Consider the following 18,857-nt stretch of genomic DNA (forward strand, 5'->3'; position numbering starts at 1 on the left):
ACCCTAAACTTCTATACTACCGGTTTTGGCATCACATACCCCAGGGTGCCCATGCGCTCGCCCATGGCTTCATAAGCGGCCGGGTCAGTCGGGGTCAGGCTGGCCAGCCCGTCGACATACCGGTTAAACAGGCAGAACGTGGCGGCAATTAAAACCGTATCGTGAATGTCGCGGTCGGTGGCCCCCTGCTGGCGGGCGTCGGCCACCAGTTCCTCTGAAACCGTGCGGGCATCCTGCTGAACGTGTTTGGCAATCGTCAGCAAGGCTTTCAACTTGTCAGAAACCGGGGCGGTCTGGTAATCCGCGATCACCTGATCGACCAGTTCTTTGTCTTTTCCCAAAAGAAACCGGGCCGCAGCCGCGTGACTCCCGGCGCAGAAATGACAGTCGTTGAGCGACGACACAAAGGTCGCGATCAACTCGCGCTCGGATTCGCTCAGGGGCGATTCGTTTCGCAACAACGCCTGCGCCAGTGCATACAGATGCTGACCGGTATCAGGCCGGTACATGACCAGACTGCGAATGCCGGGAATACCTTCAGGAACTTGAATGTGTGCCATTTTTTGATGATTTATTTTTGCCCCCAACCCCCTGAAGGGGGCTTTTGTCGGACGATTGGAGCCCCCTTCAGGGGGTTGGGGGCAGTTTTGATGGCTGCGGACCACTCCAGATAGCAAAAAAGCCCAGGACGAACGTACCGGAAAAGGCAAAAATTGCCGATCCATACCCGCCCAACACCGCAACCAGCGTACCAATAAAAAGGACCGCCGTTGCCGTCACCAGCCGACCGATGTTGAAACAAAAACCGGTGGCCCGGCCCCGCAACGGGGTGGGAAAAAGTTCGGGCAAATAGGCCGACAGGGTGCCCTGGCTGATGCCAAAAAGCAGTGCCAACGTTGCCATTTCGATATACACCACGAGAGAAAGGGTCGTGTTCGTTTTGAAAACCACCGCGGCCATGACGAAACAGGCGACAAAAACAAACAGCATGGTTCGCCGGTGCCCTAACAACTTGACAATGAAACCCGACAGGATTCCGCCCAGAACACCCCCGCTGCCCATCAGCATCATCGATAAACCGCGCTCTTTCTGCGCATCACCCACCACCAGGCTCTGCACCCAGGTCGGCACCCACGAAAAAACCGCCCACAAACCCACCAGCATCGCCCCAAACGCCAGCGAGCCCAGCCACAACGACCGGCGGTAGGCCGGATCGAACAGGCTGACCTTGGCATCGGCGGATTGCTGATGAACCCGTTTCCAGCCTTCCGGTTCCTGAACCAACCCTGCGATCAACGCGCCCAGGATCAGCGGAATACCGCCGATCCAGAACGCCTGCCGCCAGTCGGCAATCAGGTTATTAACCCACCCGGACAACAGAATCCCGACAGGAAATGCCACCGCCAGAATGCCCATCGCAACCGGCCGGTTGCGCTCCGGCCAGATTTCGGCCACGATGACGGTCGTTAACACCAGCACGCCCCCGATGCCGAAACCGGTGGCAAACCGCAGCGCAACGACGGTGAGCCAGTTAGGCGCAAAAGCCGTCAGCAGGGTACAGCCGCCATATAAACACACCGCCCCGACCAGCGACGTCACGCGCCCCAGCCGGTCGCCGAAATAGCCGAAACTCATGCCGCCCAGCATCCAGCCGTATAGAAACGTGGCCCCGACGTAGGCACTGACCCGGTCGTATTCGGCCTGGTCGGCCTGCCCCAGCAAGTCAGGAACGACCACCGGCAGGTAGGTTGCCATCAGGGTCGAAACCGTGCCGCTGAAAATATACACCAGCATACAGAGCGCAAACACCCGGCTGCGGTAGGCCGATGTCGTTGGAGCGGCTGTGAGTTGAATCGTTTCCATCTTAGCGCATTCCCTGGTCAAACGTTAACGAAATGTAATACAGACCGCCCACTGCCGGAGACCCGTAAGCCTGCACCACGTACTTGTTGGTCAGGTTGCTGGCTCCCACTTTCAGGGCGGTTTTCAACGACGGAACCCGGTAGGTGACCTGCGCATCGAGCAGATGATAGGCCTGAATCTTCCCCGCACGCAGGTCGTTGAATGACCCCACCCAGTCGAAAGCATCCTGCCAGTGCCAGGCCATATTGAAGCCGAGGTTTTTGGTCAGATTGCGGTTTCCAACCGTCACGTTCGTTTTGTATTTCGGCGTGTTGAAAGCCGGAATGTTGTTGGGATTAGCCCCTTTCAGGTTGAAGGCCGACCAGGTACCATTGCCGCCAATCGTAAAACCGCCCGGTACATAATACGTCAGGCCCAGCGTGGCTCCCTGCGCCGTTACGCGGTCGGACGCATTGGTATACAATTGAAAGACCTGGTATTTGGTGTTCAGAATGTCCTGCGCGGCTGCGGGATTGATTTTTCCGTCGCTGCCCAGAACCGGATTATCGGGCCGGATTACGACTTGGTTCAGGATAAAGTTCTGGTATTCACCGAAGTAATAATTGGCATCGACGGCCAGCCGGTTGTTGATCAGCCCGCGGTAACCGACTTCAAAGCTCTGTACTTTTTCGGGTTTGATGTAGGCCACATTCGATTTTTGCAGTTTGTCCTTGTGGTTCATCACCGCCTGCTGGGGTGTTTTTCCAGCCTGCACATCGGCGAGAAAACCGTTGACAAAACCACCGACAGAGGGCGAATTGATCGAATTTTCGTAGACGTTCATGCCCGCGCTGTTGGCAGGAGCGCCCCCCAGAATCGTAATCGGGCCGACATTCAGCTTGATAAACTGGTCGCTTGGTGTCGGGTTGCGGAAACCGGTTTGGAACGAGGCCCGGAAATTATGCGCTTCGGTGGGAGAAAAAACCAGCGACGCTCTGGGCGTGAAATACCCGGCAAAATTCTGGTTTTTATCGTACCGCCCCGACACCGTCAGCTTCAGTTTATCGGCCAAAAGCCGCTGGCTGGCCTGGACAAAGGCTCCGAACTCATTGTACAGAATGCGCCCTCCTTTGTCGTCGAACAGCGTTCCGTTTGTAAACAGACTGAACTGTCGAAAATTGCCCCCGGCCAGCACTTCGGTTTTCGACAAACCGGCGGCTTCCAGAGCCGACGAAAAATTGTACTGGGCATCGGCATGGTACATTTTCGTCTGGCTCAGAATACCGGCGCCGTTCAATCCCTGAATCGTTTTTAGTCGCGCCTTCTCGCGATCAAATTCCGCCGAACCGGGCAGATACCGCCCCTGATCGGCAAAGCGCCGGGCGGCTGTGTGATCGGCCGTCGTGACACCCTGCACCTTGCCCTGATAAGCCGCCGTGTAGCGTGTAAACCACATTTCATCGGCCTGATTAGCCGGAACCACCGTGCCATTCAGGTCGCGCACCCACGTCCGGCCCACCTGCTGACCCAGCGAACGGGAGTTGAACGAATCGTGCGAATCTTCCTGATTGGTGTAGCCCCGGACAAAGAAATTGGCTCCCCGCAACTCAATGCGGTGCTGAAGCAACGAAAAACCGTTTACCGAAAACCGGTTGCTGCCCGTGTAATTAGCCGTTCCTTTGGAATAACTGTAGGAATAAATCGCTTCCAGATTGGGTGTGATCCGGTAATGCAAAGCTCCGTTCAGTTTCAGGCTATAGACGTTGTAATCCGTCAAATACCGCTCTTCGTAGCCGGTGCGGGCCACTTTTCCGATGCCGGTGATGGTGCGGTTTACCTCGTCGCCATACACATTCAGGCCGTTGTAAGCCGGGTTGTTTTGACCCCGTTTTTCGATTGGTGTGGTGGCATCGACGTCGGTATAATCCGTGGCAAACCAGTCCAGCCCCTTCATGTACGCAACATTCAGCTTGAAAGCCAGCTTATTAGTAAACGCCTTCGCATACCGCAGGGCATAATCGTGATACAGCGCGGCACCGGTGTTCGGGTCGCTGACGTGGTTGACGCCCACTTTGGCCTGCGCACTCAGCCCCTGAAACTGAAAGGGATCTTTCGAATGCATCAGCAAGGCCCCGTTGAAAGCCGTAGGGCCGTACAAGGCTGAGGCCGATCCCGGCACCAGTTCGACGCTTTCGACATCGAGGTCCGAGAGTCCAAACATGTTGCCAACCGAAAAACCGAAACCGGCGGGCTGGTTGTCGATCCCGTCGATCAGTTGCAAAAACCGGGTGTTGCCGGTGCTGGCAAAACCGCGCGTATTGATCTGTTTGTAGGTCAACCCGCTGGTGACCATGTCGACGCCCTTGAGATTATTAATACCCTCGTAAAACGTCGCCGAGGGCGTTTCGCGAATCGCCCGGTTGTCCATTTTCTCAATGCTGACGGGGGCTTTCAGGATGTTTTCTTCCACCCGCGAAGCGGCCACCACCACATCCTGCAACACCTGCGTGCTGACTTTCAGCGATATGGCGACGGGTTGGCCGGCATTGGCTACCGGAACCAGTTGGCGTTCATACCCCACCATCGTGACGACCAGCGTCCACGGTCCGCGCCGGTTGGTGGTCAGCGTAAACTGGCCTTCAGCATCGGCGGTGGTGCCGGTCAGTTGGTCTTTGATCAGGATGCTGGCCCCCGCCAGCGGGGCTTTGGTATCGGCGTCGGTGAGGGTTCCCGACAGCCGGGTTTGCTGGGCAAAAGCGGTGCCGTTCAGGACAATCAATGCGAGAAGGCTGTATAAAAAAGGAAACGGTTTCTGCTTCATCAGTTTTGGTCTTTTGGAGGAAATAACTGCGTATTTCGGAACGATTTCGGACGGTCAGGGCGCACTTCTGTCAAAGACAGGGCGTTAAAATCCTGAAGAGAGACTACATTTTGGGTGGAACCGGAAAACCGCCGGGGGGCCGTTTATACCCCTGAACGATGCGTTCGCCGAGTCGCTGGTAATACGCCGGATCGGTCGGTGTTACGCTGGCCAGCCCATCGACGTACTTGTTGTACAGACAGAACAAGGCCGTGATCAAAACCGTATCGTGGATTTCCCGGTCGGTGGCCCCCGCCTGTTTCGCCCGTTCGACGGCTTCGGGCGTTACATCCTTTCCGCTGCGCTGGGCGCGGGCCGCAATGGCCAGCAAGGCTTTCATTTTTTCGCTGACCGGAGCGGTTTCAAAATCCTGTTTCACGGCCCGGGCGGTTTCATTTTCACCCAGCAGCAAATCGGCCGCTTTGGTGTGCGCGGCTGTACAGAACCGGGTTTCGTTCCGGGCCGACACCAGTGTGGCAATCAATTCGCGCTCGCCCGGCGTTAAAGTCGACTCACCCCGCAACAGGATCTGGGTCAATTCCCGGATGGGCATAGCCGTATCGAGACGGTATTCGAGCAAACCGGTGATGCCGGGCAAATGCTCTGGAAGAGATATATGGGGCATTTCTGTAAGGTCAAAAAGTGAACGAATTGCACCGAAAACGGCTGCTTTCGGCTTACAACTTGATTCCCAGCGTTAACACGCCCGTCCGACCGTCGGAGGGCCAGATTCCCGGCCCCGGATAGAAGGTGGGGCGCTTGGTGAAATACGCCGTATTCAACAGGTTATTGATACTCCCCCGCAGCGTAAAACGCCGTCCGATCCGCCAGGTGGTGTTCAAATCCCAGATGCCGTAGGCCGGAACCGGGCCTCGGGCGCCATTGGCCGTCGGTTCCGCGGTGTTGAGCGCGTCAGAAAACGTCTCACTGACGTAGCTGAACTGGGCGGTCAGACTGAAGGTGCGGTAGCGGGCCGTCAGGCCGTTGCGGCTGGTCCAGCGCGGAGCCGATTCCACCCGGTTGCCATCGATGGTTTGGTTATCCGCTCCCGTCGAAACGCGGGCGTTGTGATACCGGGCATCCACAAAGGCTGTCGAGGTAAAACCGGTCAGCGCAAACTGGTTGGTTCGGTAAAACTGCGCTTCAACCAGAGCTTCGACGCCTTTGGTGCGACTGTCGCCGACGTTGGTTCGGAACACGTAACTTTCGCCCGCCGGGTTGGTCAGCACCAGGCTCCCCAAGCGGTTTCTATACGGCAGATAAAACGCACTGACGTTGACGTGCAGTCCCTGCCAGTAACCTTCCAGGCCGATTTCCGCGTTATATCCCGTCGCATCTTTCAGGTTCTTGTCGACCTGTTCGTAGACCGAGGTCGGAATGATGTCCTTGAAAATCACCGGGCGATAGGCCTGCGACCAGCCGCCGTACACTTTCAGTTCCGGCCTAAACCGATATTGGGCATTGATTCCGAGCAGGGCAAACCGGTGGTCGATGTCGTTCGGCAACTTCAGCGGATCGTAGTAGCTGATGGTTCCCCGCAGCCGGGTCAAGCCACTTTCCACCCGAATCCCGGGCGAAACGGTCAGTTTTGGCGTCAGGTGGAACTGGCTTTCGGCAAAAACCGCCACATTGCTGGTGTAAAAGTGCAGATCACGCCCGAATGGGCCGGTGATCGACAGGTCGAAATCGGAGCCAGTCGTGCCTTTTCCCTGCTGCCGCCGGTTCAAATCGTTGTTCATCACCTGTACACCCACTACGCCGGTAGCGGCCACATTCCCAAGCTGATACGCGTGCAGCAAACGCAGCTCGGACGTATAGCTGTGAAAGTTGTCGATGTCGACCTGCCGGTTTCGCGGCTGCCCGGTTGCCTTGATGAGCGTATCCGGCACGTTGGCCAGCGCGTCGAACAGGACACTATTTCGCTGGCCCAATACCGCCGACGTCAGCCACATCAGCCGGGTTCGGTCCGTCATCTGCCAGTCGAGCCGCAGCGACGGCACCCAGATGTCGGGGTTGAAGTAGTTGCGGTTTCGGGTGGCCTGCTGCGGATTTTGCGCAAACTGGGCTTCCGTCAACGGACCCGGAATGCGGTAAACGTATTCCGATCGACCCAATTCGACACCGATCCGGAGCCGTTTCGTAGCCTGATACTGCAAGCTCATAAACTGGGCCTGGGCGTTTGAGGTCGCACTTTCCCGATAACCGTCCGAATGCTTCCGGTAATAATAGCCGTAATAAGTCAGCTTCCCGATTCGCCCGCCAATGGCGTTGTACGTACTCCGCAAGCCGTATGAACCCACCGAATTGACGGTTTCAAAACCAAACCGGCGGGTCGTGTCGCCCGACTTCGTCACATAATTGAGCATGCCGCCAAACTGCGCGCCGTATTGCAGGGAAGCCGTTCCGCGCACCAGTTCGACCCGTTCGATGCTTTCCATCGGGGGCGAAAAGTGGCTGGCCGGATAACCGTACATGTCCGAATTGGTCAAAACCCCGTTCTGGCGACTGTTGTATTCCCAGGACCGGTGCGGGTCCAGCCCGCGCGTGGCAACGTTCACCTGGTTACCGGTTCCGTCCATGTCATAGACAAACAAACCCGGAAGCCGGGCGAACACCTGCCGGGCGTTTTTCTCAGCAATGTTGGCGTCGATTTCCCCCAACTGCACCACCTCCGTCCGCTTGCCACCCAGCAGATACGTACCCTGCACATCGGGCAGCGATTGCGTAAATCCCTCCCTAATACCGGTTACGTTTACCTCTTTCAAGGTTTGGCTCCGCAGGGTGTCCACTGCGGTCTTCAAAGCGGTCGATTGGGCAAAACCGGTATCGGTCAGACTGATCATCAAGCCCATAGCGATCCCCAGAATACCCGTATTCTTCTTCCAAGAGTCCATATTACAACGGATTAAAGTCCGGATCCGTCGGCTTTTGCCCGAGCGATGGCATAGTTTCCAACTTCGTTTCCGGCCTTCAAACCAGCCTCACAATCAAAGCGATAGTGAATCAGCCCGTAGATTCGCGACACGGAGGCTTCCTGCGCCTGTTTTGTAAAGGTATCCGCCTGATCGGGAAACAGATAACCCAATACCGTGGCGGCCGCCCCCGAAAACGTCGAGTGCCCGGAGGTGTACGACGGGAAATTGGGCAGTCCCACCGACGTCTTCACTTTAAACTGCTGCGGACGGGGATAGTAGTAATAGTACTTGGAGTCCCAGCAGGTGATGGCTGCATCCATTTCGGCCGTTCCCAGCAGGGCCAGCGTGCGGGCCATCCGGACTTCGCTGTGCCGGGCTTCGTGGCTCACGTTGGCCGCCGTGCGGTGCCAGTGACCGGGGGGCGTGTAGCTCCCGGCTCCGTCGGCCCAGTAATTGGCAATCCGCGCCTGTTCCCGGGTCTGTTTTTTTTGAATATTCTGCAATTCCTCCAGATCTTTTTGGAATGCCGGACTGTCCAGCGCCGGGGGTGGCACGGCACGCAGTTTTTCCAGATCCGCTTTGGTGTAATTCCACGGCAGAACGGCCCCGTAATTCGGCAACATGGGCGGACGAAGCGGCAATTCCTGACTCACCCAGGCTTCGCGAAGACCCCGTTCTTTGGCTTTTTCGATCATACCTGCGGTCAACGTCTGGTTGTTGGCCGCGGCCATTCCATCGGTTCGGGCGCGGCCCATCACCTTGGCTGCCACGGCGTTCCCGAGGTCAACCCCGGCAACCAGATCGCTTTCCACGTTCATACCGGCCCACAATCGGCTTTCGCGGTGTTCCTTCAGGCGGGCTTCCAGATACGGCACTTCACCCGGAAACATCGCCTTCAGAATCGTCACCGAAGCTGCCGCCACGACGGCATCCTCCGAGGGGTAGGTCGGAATGCTGGAAACCGGCAGGGCCACCCGAATTGTAGCGTCGGTTTTCGACGGTGCGGCCCGTTTGAACTGGTATTTGTAGTTCCAGGCGACCACTAACGCGTCATACTGGGCCACACTCAGGTACGCCAGCGCGCGGGAAGCGTACGGCGGATTGGCAAACGGGAACTTCGGGTCAGCCAGCGGATTGGCCGCGTCGGGCACCGGGTATTTCCCCTCGGCATTGTAGGCCGGCGGAATGTTGTAGCGGGCCGCCAGTTCGCGGGCAATCTCGTTCCAGCGGTAAACAGCCCCGGCACCCCAGTAAACGACGGCTTCCTGCTGTTCCTTCGTCAGGTTGACGGATTTCTGTTTCAAACTGGCCAGTTCGGCCACGTATTCGGGGGAAGAAACCGCTTTGGGGGCCGCCACCGGTATTTCGGTAGCGGAAGTTAGCTGATACGTTTTCCAGGAACCCGCCTTTTCGTCGACCGACGCGGGAGCATACCCCACCCGCTGGGGTTCTTCAATGGTTTTGTCACAAGACGTCAAAACAGCCACCGTGGCAAAAATGCCGATCGCTCTTTTCAGCCTGTTGCTATGGGTTTTCATACTTTTTCTTGATTGATCAGGGGCAACGAACTGAACGCCGTTGCCCGTCCATCTTTTTACAACTTAAACAGATACAGCACACCCACCATGAAACTCGTGCTCTGTCCGACATTCCGGCCGTCGGTCACATAGCCCACCCGGGCGTTGATGCCGATGTTTCTGGGCTGCACTTTCCCATACCAGCCCACCGTCGTTGCCTGCATGTTGTTGGTCGGGAACGGCATGTCGTGCCGCCGGATGTAGTCGCCCTGGGTGCAGGAACTGCGCTCGGCCCAGAGTTCGGTCTGCCATTTTTTCCGCAGAATCCCCAGTCGCAGCCCCGCGTCATACGCATTCGGAACACTCACTTCGTTGGTGTTGTACACCCGGTCGTCGGCCTGGTAGGCATCGCGGTCTACGTTGATGTTACTCCGCCAGAGGTAGGTACCGTGTGCGTTGAGGTACAGACCGGTTTTCGGATGTTTGTAATTGGCAATCAGCCGCCCCGAAACCGTCCGGCACTGCAACCCAATCGACATCGGAAGAAAATCCGGGACATAATTACCAACCGGCAGCGAGGCTCCCGCTACGGCGTGCAGCGAAAAACCGTGCGTTTTCAGAATCCGGTATTTCAGCCAGCCCGACAGATCCTGAAGACCTTTCTGGCCCAGCAGGTTACCGGCACTGGTTTCCGTCCAGACATACGGCAGGCTCAGAATGACGTTCAACCGGTTGCTGATGCCAATGGCAGGCATCAGCATCACGTTTTGGGTCGTATGGGTGCCAATGTTGGAGTTGGAGCGTTTGAGCGAATTTTCCCAGTAGTCGGTCCAGGTGCTTTTGCCATACATAGCGGCCACACAAACCGACCCTTTGGACATGTAAATGGCATCGTGCGGCATTTGCGCCTTTACCTCGCCCACGGCAAACACCGCACTGATTACCAGCAATTTGATAAAATTTCTCATGGAATTAAAAGGTGGATACGTGTCGGAAAGACCGATAAGAATTGTCTAAAACCAGCGGCTTAGCGAAACGGACACGGAATAATCGGCAAAAGCCGCATCACCGTGACGAACGCCGAGTGGATCGAGTTTGTCGGAATAACTCTTGATCCGGTTGCGGTAGAGCGCCACCGGGACGGTTGCCGTGGCCGAGAATTTGCCGCGCATGTAGGCCAGGCCGGGTTCAACCGCCACGATGTAACCGGGACGACGGAATCCTTTGCTTCCCCCAAAAACATCGGACGACGGAATACCTTCTACCCGACCACCGAGCATCACGGCCAGACCCGGAATCGCTGAAATGGACTGGCTCAAACCCACCCGGGCGGCAAATTGATCCGCCACTGAGAAATAACCGGTTACGAGATCGATGGTCGTTGCTTCGGGGCTGCGGAGCACGTTGTTCGTTTCGCGGGGATTGAAGAGGTAATAGCCGGAAAAATACGCCGTCAAACCGCCGGTAATCTGCGCATAGCCCTGACCTTCCACACTGAAACCCACCCCGCCATCGCCCAACTGGATCGACTGATCGACCGGTTTGTTCACGATGTAGTCTCGTTTTTCCTTGTCCAGTTTGTGAAAATCGCCGGTTACGCCCGGATTGCCGGTCGGCAGTTTAACCCCCACGCCCAGCGCCAGATTGGCCTTCGAGAGTTTCGCCGGATTCACCAGCCAGTAGCTTCCCGAAATCCGTACATCACCGATGCCCTGCGAACCGGTGCGAAACCGCTTGTGCTCCGGATTGGCCGTTACCGCATTGCCATAATGTTCGTATAAAGAAGAGCGGTCGTTGTACTGAATCGGCAGGTTCACGGAGAAGGACAAGCGGGGCGTTGCCAGGTAGGTGATGCCCAGATCGAGGGCGTGGGAAATGTTAATCACCTCCGTATTTTGCTCCAGGCGTTCTTTCTGCTCAACGTCGCCCTTGAAATGCCGGAACGACCGGAAATACCGGTAGCCCATGTTTACCTGCCATTGGCCGGTGCGTTGTTTGAAAAAATCGGCTGAGGTGGCATTGCCCGGAACCGCACAGCCCATGTGTCGGACGGCTACGCAGCCCTGCGCCGAAGCCTGGGTATACAGAATAGACAGGCACAGAAATGCCATTGAAAGTCGGTAAAACAATTTCATTGCTTTGAGTTGTCTGAGATGGTCATGACGTGGGTGGCGGGTGCGGCCAAAAGGCCCACCAACCGCCCAACGGATGGATAAGAAACCGGTGATGAGTACCCGACAGCGTACGGAATTTCCCGTCGAACCCATTTTGGGGCAACGGAGAGAATAACCAGCACCTGCTTAGCGGGTTACAGGAACGAATGCGCACGATTCAGCCACGACCTGAGGTCGCAGGAAACCGGCGAATCACAAATTCATCAGGACAACAACTCGGGGGGAGGAGAATAAACCGGCAGACTGCGGGTCGACAAATGGGAAGTAAACGACGGAATTCGCACCAGTTTCTCGTTCCAGTCGTACAGGAAAAACCAAGTACGCGCGCGGTTGATGGGCGAATATTCCTTTAAAAACAATTTAAGCAGGTTATTGGCTTTTTTAGCCGATTCGGACGTGCCGGTGGCAAACTGCTCTTTCACGAAGGAAAGCAGATCCCGCTGGAAGAATGATTTGGTCTTGTTGACGTAGCCGGAGATGTGCAGCGTATCGCCCGAGACATCCAGGTTGACAATTTCGTAAAAACTGCCCCGGTATTTGAACCCTTCCGGTTTGTTCTGCGTCAGAATGGCCTCGTTGGGGTGTTTTTGAAGCGGTATTTGAAACTCGACAATGTGGTCGACCGATGAAAAAACCGTAACCCGTTCCGACAATTCATGCTGTTCCTGCCACTGCACACTGACGAGCACCAGCAGATGCCCCAGCATGTGGTACAGCAAAACAACGAATAAACCGAAGGAGATAAACCGTTTCACAAATCTTTATTCGGTAAAATTTACTCAAATATACTATATCCTTGGAATCTTGCTACTGCGTACGAAAATTTTCAAAGTCGAATTTTACGGTTTAGTGGCCTGCAGGTTTACTGAGCCGCCAGTTCCACCGTCAATGCAAACCGGGTCGGAGCCATCGTGGGGCCACTGAATCCTCCTCCACCCCCTCCGCCGTACATGCCGCGTCGGCCATACATGCCGCCACCGTACATACCACCACCCATGCCGCCCATGCCCATATTGCTCGAATTGGACGAGCTTTGTTTGGGGCGTTCGGGAACGCCGGATTCAAAACCGATGGTGAGGGGTTCGCCAGAACCGGCTTTGGCATTCAGCAACGCCAGCGGAATGGTGAGGTGATAGACCAGCCGACCGGCTTTGTCTTCCAGTCGCCCCGTGATGCCCGACGGATCGCCGGTGGCCGACACCAGCATTTCGTCTTCGGCGACCAGGTGAATGAGTTTCATCTCGATTTTCCGGTCAATGAGTTGCTTCGTCATCGTCGACCGATCCGTGGGACCGGCTTTGGCACCCAACGCCACAGGTCGCCCGGTTGCGGGATCCATTTCTTCGGGTAGCGGAAACTGAATGCCGCGCCAGGTTTTTTTCTTGCCTTTCTGATCGAGCCAGATGGTGCTGCCAAACAGCAGGGATTTAAACTGATCCTGGTCGTTGTCCAACTGGAAGGTCAGGAACAATTTATCGGCATTGTTGACGGCCACCACGTGAACTTTCGCATTTTCCAGAAAAACTTCCGGACGCGCAGAACTGTCGGCGGCTGCTCCGGTGGCGGTTGGCACACTGGTCCAGGTGCTTTTTACCGGAACCGATTTTTGAGCCACGGCCATCCCGGCCGCCAGGCATACCATTATACCGATCAATGCGTTTCGTTTCATCGCCTGAGTTGAGGAGTAGGGAATGAACGGATTTCCACCCGTTTTTAGGCCTGCTAAGGTAAGGTTTTTTCGTGGAAAGGCATAGCGAACCACAATCGCTCCGCGTCTTCGCTACTTTTTTAGCCACCGGCCGACACAAAAGACGGTTTCCATTAGTTTATTCCAGAAGGAAGTCGCACCGATCCACACGCTATGAGTTCTACCCCAACCCATTTTAAAAACAGCCCGTCTGCGGAGGAACAGCTTGTCCTGATGCAGGCCATCCTAGATGCCTCACAAAATGTTATGGCGTATTGTATTCCCATGCGCAATGAGCAGGCTCAAATCGTTGATTTTTCGTATCGGATTGCCAACCAGAGTCTCGCTCAGTTGTTGGGTATCGAACAGAGTCAAATCATGGAAAAGCCGTTGATGCACTGGTTTCCGAACGCAAAAGAACTGGGTTTGTTTCAGCAGTACGTCGACGTAATTGAAAAAAAAGAGCCTAGAATTGTTGAATTTCCGTATGGTGACCAGGCTTGTGACGGTTGCTTCCTTATCACGGCCACTCCGCTGCAGGAGGGTATCGTGCTTTCATTTTTGGATATTACTGACCAGAAGCGGGCGAGAGTAACCCAGCAGGAACAGGCCGAACTCCTGCAGGCAACGCTGGACGCATCGTTGAATAGTACCATCGCCATGCGGGCAATGCGGAATGAATCCGGGCAGATCATCGACTTCCTGATGCAAACCGCCAACCGGGCTGTCGAACGGGATTTGTTCCTGCCACCCGAGAAAATTGCCGGACACCGGCTGCTGGAGGTTTTTCCCGGCAACATCGAATCCGGCCTGTTCGAATTCTACCAGCGGGTAGCCGAAACGGGAAAAACCGACCAAACAACGCAGTATTACATCGACGCAAACGGGCTGGAAGCCTGGTTTACGGTGGCCGCTGTCCGGCAGAGCACCGACCAGATTGTGATCACGTTTATGAACATCACCGAGAGCAAATTGCAGGAATTGCGGTTGAAAAAATCCAATGAGGATTTACTGCGATCCAACGAACTGCTCGAACAGTTTGCCTACGGTGCCAGCCACGATTTGCAGGAACCTTTACGGAAAATTCAGGCGTTCGGCGATCTGCTTCTCGATCAGTATGGGAGTCAGTTAGGCGATGGTGCCACGGTTTTGCAGCGAATGCAGTCGGCCGCCAGCCGGATGTCCGGACTGATTCAGGATTTGCTGACGTATTCCCGGCTTTCTACCCAAAAACCCGCTCTGGTTGCGGTGGCACTGAATCCGTTGATCAGCGATGTGCTGTCGGATCTTGAACTGATGATTGAGGATAAAAACGCTATCGTTGAAGTGTCCCCCCTGCCAACCATCAAAGGGAGTGTGAGCCAGTTGCGGCAACTGTTTCAGAACCTGCTCATCAATGGCCTGAAATTTTCGTTCCCGGACACTCCCCCTCACATTCGAATTTCGTTTCGGGAAGTCCGATTGGGTGACTTACCTGCGGGTTTGATCTTTCCGGTTCTGCCGGTTGCACTGAAACCACTTCAAAAGACGATCCGGTTCTATGAAATCAGCATCCAGGACAACGGAATTGGTTTCAAAACCGAATACCGCCACCAGATTTTTAAAGCGTTCCAGCGTTTACACAGCCAAAGCAGTCAGTATGCCGGAACGGGCCTGGGCTTGGCAATCGTAAAAAAAGTCGTCGAAAACCACTTTGGAGCGATTCACGCCGAAAGCCGGGAAGGTCAGGGAGCGGTTTTTCGGATTTTTCTGCCGACGAGTTACTGACCGGTGCAAACCCGGCCCTTCCGTCCGCAATTCGTTATAAGGCCATACGCTATCGTTTTTCAGCACATTTCCGATTCCCATGTTGCAGGCAGCCGCGACCAGCGTCCAGAATCGTGCCGATACCGCAAATACCGGCAGGCCGCATCGGTTGATTTTTGCACATCATCCCGACCAAACCGGGTGGTCAAACCCAGTTCGTGGACGGTGGCCGGTATCAGTTGCCAGTGTCCCATCCCCCTTTCGGCGACACCGCCCGGCTTTAAGGAACGTAACGCCTGTCTTCCTTTCTTACCAAAAGCGATAAACTTTTTCGCCCCGTTAGGGGCATAACAGCGTAGCGTCGGTAGCCATTCCAGAATGTGAGAATTCCGGGCGTGCCGATAGGTACGCGACAGGTTTGTGTCTGGCCAATGGTATGTACCTGACGGCACATGGAAAGACGGAAGCGCCTGATCCATCTACCGACGCTGCGCTGTTGAACCCCTAACGGGGCTTAGCCCATTCCATTTGACCGTGTTTTACAGAATATGAGATCCCTCAACGACCATTCTCTACCTGTTATGTCCCAACGGGGCTTAGCCCATTCCTATCCCTCCTTTTTAACAACTTTGCAAACAGATTGACAATCAAATTTTTACCAATAAAAAAGGGACGCGAACGCCCCTTTTTTATACTGAAATTATTTCGGTTACTACACCCAATCCCAATCGAAGAGGGGTTGCATTTTGCGTTTGGCGGCCAGAAAAACCTGCCACAGCCGTGTTCGGCGGAAGCGCAGCACCCGTAAACCCAGCAATCCGGCCATCGCCGTCGGGGTTTGGGCGGCAGAAGCGGTCATGGACGTGGAACCGGCATCCGAAGCACCGCTGGTATCTTCCGATTCACCGATGATTTGCGCAAGGGCTTCCTCCAGCAGATTCCGGCTGCGCGGCCCCCAGGTGGGCTCCGGCTCGGGACCGGGTTCACCGGAAGTCTGAATAATGGGTTCGACACCCGGCTGGAAACGCTCGCCCGGCAAAGGGCGGGTCAGATCGGCCAGCACGGCGGGGCTCAGCATATCGCTGTACATCCTGGGGCGGGTCAGCAACTCTTTATAGGCTAACACACGGTACAGATACGTACTGGTTTCGCGGTGGAGCCGCAGGTTGTAATAACTCCGGATGCCCTGCTGGTCGATGCGGTTTTGAACGTGCGTCACACCACTGTTGTAAGCGGCTGCCACCAGCGTCCAGGAACCCAGTTCACGGTGCAATTCACGCAGGTACCGACAGGCGGCTACGGTCGACTTATAAAGATCCCTCCGTTCATCGAGTCCATGTCTGACAATCAGGCCATTGTCGCGGGCGGTTTGGGGCATCAACTGCCAGTATCCGCCCGCACCCTTGGGAGATGTGCTAGTGCCCGACAAGTCGCTTTCAACCAGTGGCAAGTACTTAAAGTCTTTGGGAATGTTGTACTTGGCCAGAATGGGCTCGATAACCGGAAAAAACTTGACCGCCCGTTTCCGAAGCCGGAGCAGATAATCCCGATGACGGGATTGTTTGAGCAAAACCGTTACCCAACGTCTGGTAACATTGGACTGCCGAAGGGGAACAAACTCCCCGCAAAATTGAACGGGTTGTAAACTTTGGATGGTTTCAGTTCCCGGCAACCTTACACTAACGGTGCCATTGGAGTGGGACGTAAACTCTCTTGAATGGACGTCCAGAGGTGCCGACAAACCAATGGTTTTAAGCGTCGACAGCATCAGAATAATACTTGCTTCTTTTATCAAAACAGACTTAGTTGTTGTTTACGTCAACACGACGGTCACGGTTTAATAAAAAGTCATTCATACGAAGCTAGTTGATTTTCTGCACTTTACCAAATCCAGGTCTGTATAAATTACTAAACGGCAATCCTACTAACGCCATAGAATACTCAGAGAATGCGGCCGAGCAGGGCGGCCACAATCCGGATTTTGGTGTAATCGTAGCGCCCCTGCAACGCGTCGTAAACGGGCTTCAACGCGTTGTTTTCCACGCCCACCCGGGCAATGGTCCGCTCGATATCAAGGCGGTCGGCGGTATCGACCAGAGCAGCCAGATCGACCTCATACCCGTTGCCGGCGAGGTAAATTAAATGCATCGCGATGGTCGACGAAGACAGCTTCCGTTCCTCCGCAATTTCGTCAATGGTCTTGCCCTGCTGGTAGAGTTCGAAGGTTAGCAAATGCGTCGAGCCTTTCAAAGTCGTGCCTTCGCGCGCCTGTCCGGTGAGGAATCCGGCAATGACTTCCATGAACCGCTTGCCAAACAATTGCAGCTTCCGGTCGCCCACCCCGCTCACGTTTCGGAATGCTTCGGGCGTAGTGGGGCGCAGGCGGCTCATTTCCTCCAGCGACGAATCCGTGAAAACCACATACGGCGGTACATTCTGCTCGTCGGCCAGTTGTTTCCGCAACACCCGCAACCGCTCGAAAAGATCGTCGCGAACGGTCTCTGTTTTGGTCTTCGGTTTTTGTTCAGCTTTGAGCTGGGCCGCATCTTCCGGCTTGATGAGTTGAATTTTACGGTCCTGAAACAAAACCGCATCCGCCAGAATCCCGCGTCGCAACGAATAATGGTCGTCGTAGGCAATTTCAATGACCCCGATGTTGATGAGTTGCTGGATGTAACTCCGCCACTCGTCAAATTTCAGATCACTGCCCGCGCCGTAGGTTTTAATCAGGTGGTAATTGTTCTGCATTACCGTCTGGTTCCGCGAACCGCGCAGGACGTCGATCAGCGTGTTGACCGGCACTTGTTCCTTCAAGCGGACCATCGCCGAGAGGGCTTTCTGGGCCAGCACGGTGCCGTCGAACATCACCCGCGGATTCTGGCAAACGTCGCAGTTGCCGCAGGGTTCGCTCAGTTCTTCCGAAAAATAACTCAGCAAAACCTGACGCCGGCACGAATGCGCTTCGGCATACTGTTGAATCCGCTCCAGTTTCGCCATTTGCAACCCCAAATTGGCCGGTGCATTTTCGGACAGCATTTCCTTCCAGCTTGCCACGTCGGCAAAGCTGTAAAACAAAACCGTATCGGCAGCAGAACCGTCGCGCCCGGCCCGGCCGATTTCCTGGTAAAAGCTTTCCAGGTTTTTGGGCATGTTATAATGAATCACCCAGCGCACATTGGATTTATCGATGCCCATGCCAAAGGCAATGGTGGCGCAGATGATCCGGATGTCGTCACGAACAAACTCTTCCTGCGCCTGCGAACGGCTTTCGGCACTCATCCCGGCGTGGTAATACCCGGCCCGGTAGCCTTTTTCCTGCAGTTTGGCCGCCAGGCTTTCCGTCGATTTCCGGCTCTGGCAGTATATAATGCCGGAATTGTCGGGCTGCAGGGCCAGAAACCGTTCGATCTGCTGAATCCGTTTCAGTCCGGGCAACACCTTCAGGCTCAGGTTCGGGCGGTTGAAAGAAGCCACAAAAACCGCCGGATCGTTCAGGTGAAGCTGGTTGATGATGTCCTGCCGGGTCAGTTTGTCGGCGGTGGCCGTCAGGGCAGCCACCGGCACATCGGGAAAATGCTTTTTCAGCATCGCCAACTGCGTGTATTCCGGGCGAAAATCGTGTCCCCATGACGAAATACAGTGGGCTTCATCGACCGCGAACAGACTGATTTGCAAGGTCTTCAGAAACACGAAAAACGATTCCGACAGCATTTTTTCGGGCGAAACGTAGAGCAGTTTCAATTTGCCAGCCTGGCAATCCTGCTCAATTTCCCGTTGCTCGCGGCTGCTCTGCGTGCTGTTCAGAAAAGCCGCCGGAATCCCGTTCAGCAACAGGGCCTCGACCTGGTCTTTCATCAGCGCAATCAGGGGCGACACCACCAGGCAAACACCCGGTTTCATCAGCGCCGGTATCTGAAAGCACACCGACTTCCCTCCGCCCGTCGGCATCAGCACGAGCGAATCGCGGCCGTCCAGCAAGGTTCGGACGACAGTTTCCTGCATGGGCCGGAACCGGTCGTAGCCGTAATATTGCTTCAGAAAATCAACGGGTTTCAGTGTCTCTGTTTCGTTCATTGGTTTTGTTATCTACTGCCCCCGCCCCCTAAAGGGGAGAGG

General features: G+C 55.4%; 14 protein-coding genes. 1 reads left to right on the forward strand and 13 read right to left on the reverse strand.

All coding sequences use genetic code 11. The features are described 5' to 3' along the window. Positions 1–11: 11 nt before the first annotated feature. The 10 genes from ACO064_RS04650 to ACO064_RS04695 all read right to left on the reverse strand — a co-directional run bounded on the left by ACO064_RS04650 (position 12) and on the right by ACO064_RS04695 (position 12,977). Positions 12–560 carry a carboxymuconolactone decarboxylase family protein gene (locus ACO064_RS04650; RefSeq protein ID WP_421826230.1) on the reverse strand — a complete coding sequence of 183 codons (549 nt, stop codon included), beginning with the start codon at positions 558–560 and terminating at the stop codon, positions 12–14. Positions 561–627: 67 nt separating this feature from the next. Next, the gene (locus ACO064_RS04655; RefSeq protein WP_421826231.1) at positions 628–1,863 is read right to left on the reverse strand and encodes an MFS transporter; all 1,236 of its coding nucleotides are present in this window, start codon (positions 1,861–1,863) and stop codon (positions 628–630) included. 1 nt (position 1,864) lies between these two features. Next, on the reverse strand, positions 1,865–4,663 hold the full coding sequence (locus ACO064_RS04660) for a TonB-dependent receptor (protein WP_421826232.1): 2,799 nt from the start codon (positions 4,661–4,663) through the stop codon (positions 1,865–1,867). Between the two features lie 103 nt (positions 4,664–4,766). After that, on the reverse strand, positions 4,767–5,327 hold the full coding sequence (locus ACO064_RS04665) for a carboxymuconolactone decarboxylase family protein (RefSeq protein WP_421826233.1): 561 nt from the start codon (positions 5,325–5,327) through the stop codon (positions 4,767–4,769). 52 nt (positions 5,328–5,379) lie between these two features. Beyond that, on the reverse strand, positions 5,380–7,596 hold the full coding sequence (locus ACO064_RS04670; protein ID WP_421826234.1) for a TonB-dependent receptor family protein: 2,217 nt from the start codon (positions 7,594–7,596) through the stop codon (positions 5,380–5,382). A gap of 11 nt (positions 7,597–7,607) precedes the next feature. Next, positions 7,608–9,155: a phosphatase PAP2 family protein gene (locus ACO064_RS04675; RefSeq protein WP_421826235.1), complete on the reverse strand. Its 1,548-nt coding sequence runs from the start codon at positions 9,153–9,155 to the stop codon at positions 7,608–7,610. 56 nt (positions 9,156–9,211) lie between these two features. Beyond that, a complete protein-coding gene (locus ACO064_RS04680) occupies positions 9,212–10,102 on the reverse strand; it encodes a hypothetical protein (RefSeq protein ID WP_421826236.1) in 891 nt (296 codons plus the stop codon). 45 nt (positions 10,103–10,147) lie between these two features. Beyond that, complete coding sequence (locus ACO064_RS04685) at positions 10,148–11,245, reverse strand: hypothetical protein (RefSeq protein WP_421826237.1); 1,098 nt, start codon at positions 11,243–11,245, stop codon at positions 10,148–10,150. A 266-nt stretch (positions 11,246–11,511) separates the two neighbouring features. Further along, positions 11,512–12,063 (reverse strand): hypothetical protein, encoded by a 552-nt coding sequence (locus ACO064_RS04690; RefSeq protein WP_421826238.1) that lies wholly within the window; start codon positions 12,061–12,063, stop codon positions 11,512–11,514. A gap of 107 nt (positions 12,064–12,170) precedes the next feature. Further along, positions 12,171–12,977 carry a hypothetical protein gene (locus ACO064_RS04695; protein ID WP_421826239.1) on the reverse strand — a complete coding sequence of 269 codons (807 nt, stop codon included), beginning with the start codon at positions 12,975–12,977 and terminating at the stop codon, positions 12,171–12,173. Between the two features lie 192 nt (positions 12,978–13,169). Here ACO064_RS04695 and ACO064_RS04700 point away from each other — a divergent pair, with 192 nt between their 5' ends. After that, the gene (locus ACO064_RS04700) at positions 13,170–14,762 is read left to right on the forward strand and encodes an ATP-binding protein (protein WP_421826240.1); all 1,593 of its coding nucleotides are present in this window, start codon (positions 13,170–13,172) and stop codon (positions 14,760–14,762) included. 59 nt (positions 14,763–14,821) lie between these two features. On the opposite strand, the gene ACO064_RS04705 is transcribed toward ACO064_RS04700, so the two are convergent. The 3 genes from ACO064_RS04705 to recQ form a co-directional block, all read right to left on the reverse strand. Further along, entirely contained in the window at positions 14,822–14,995 is a 174-nt protein-coding gene (locus tag ACO064_RS04705) for a hypothetical protein (RefSeq protein ID WP_421826241.1), read from the reverse strand. Between the two features lie 458 nt (positions 14,996–15,453). Then, on the reverse strand, positions 15,454–16,536 hold the full coding sequence (locus tag ACO064_RS04710) for a lytic transglycosylase domain-containing protein (RefSeq protein ID WP_421826242.1): 1,083 nt from the start codon (positions 16,534–16,536) through the stop codon (positions 15,454–15,456). 146 nt (positions 16,537–16,682) lie between these two features. Further along, on the reverse strand, positions 16,683–18,815 hold the full coding sequence (gene recQ, locus ACO064_RS04715; RefSeq protein ID WP_421826243.1) for a DNA helicase RecQ: 2,133 nt from the start codon (positions 18,813–18,815) through the stop codon (positions 16,683–16,685). Positions 18,816–18,857: the final 42 nt, after the last annotated feature.

The organism is Larkinella sp., from assembly GCF_965227735.1.
Classification (GTDB): Bacteria; Bacteroidota; Bacteroidia; order Cytophagales; family Spirosomataceae; genus Larkinella.

What these genes read in the sequence shown, in the direction of transcription:
- ACO064_RS04700 (WP_421826240.1), top strand. Translation starts at nt 13,170, where the DNA reads ATGAGTTCTACCCCAACCCATTTTAAAAACAGCCCGTCTGCGGAGGAA.
- ACO064_RS04675 (WP_421826235.1), bottom strand. Translation starts at nt 9,155, where the DNA reads ATGAAAACCCATAGCAACAGGCTGAAAAGAGCGATCGGCATTTTTGCC.
- ACO064_RS04695 (WP_421826239.1), bottom strand. Translation starts at nt 12,977, where the DNA reads ATGAAACGAAACGCATTGATCGGTATAATGGTATGCCTGGCGGCCGGG.
- ACO064_RS04670 (WP_421826234.1), bottom strand. Translation starts at nt 7,596, where the DNA reads ATGGACTCTTGGAAGAAGAATACGGGTATTCTGGGGATCGCTATGGGC.
- ACO064_RS04650 (WP_421826230.1), bottom strand. Translation starts at nt 560, where the DNA reads ATGGCACACATTCAAGTTCCTGAAGGTATTCCCGGCATTCGCAGTCTG.
- ACO064_RS04665 (WP_421826233.1), bottom strand. Translation starts at nt 5,327, where the DNA reads ATGCCCCATATATCTCTTCCAGAGCATTTGCCCGGCATCACCGGTTTG.
- ACO064_RS04660 (WP_421826232.1), bottom strand. Translation starts at nt 4,663, where the DNA reads ATGAAGCAGAAACCGTTTCCTTTTTTATACAGCCTTCTCGCATTGATT.
- ACO064_RS04685 (WP_421826237.1), bottom strand. Translation starts at nt 11,245, where the DNA reads ATGGCATTTCTGTGCCTGTCTATTCTGTATACCCAGGCTTCGGCGCAG.
- ACO064_RS04680 (WP_421826236.1), bottom strand. Translation starts at nt 10,102, where the DNA reads ATGAGAAATTTTATCAAATTGCTGGTAATCAGTGCGGTGTTTGCCGTG.
- recQ (WP_421826243.1), bottom strand. Translation starts at nt 18,815, where the DNA reads ATGAACGAAACAGAGACACTGAAACCCGTTGATTTTCTGAAGCAATAT.
- ACO064_RS04655 (WP_421826231.1), bottom strand. Translation starts at nt 1,863, where the DNA reads ATGGAAACGATTCAACTCACAGCCGCTCCAACGACATCGGCCTACCGC.
- ACO064_RS04705 (WP_421826241.1), bottom strand. Translation starts at nt 14,995, where the DNA reads ATGGGACACTGGCAACTGATACCGGCCACCGTCCACGAACTGGGTTTG.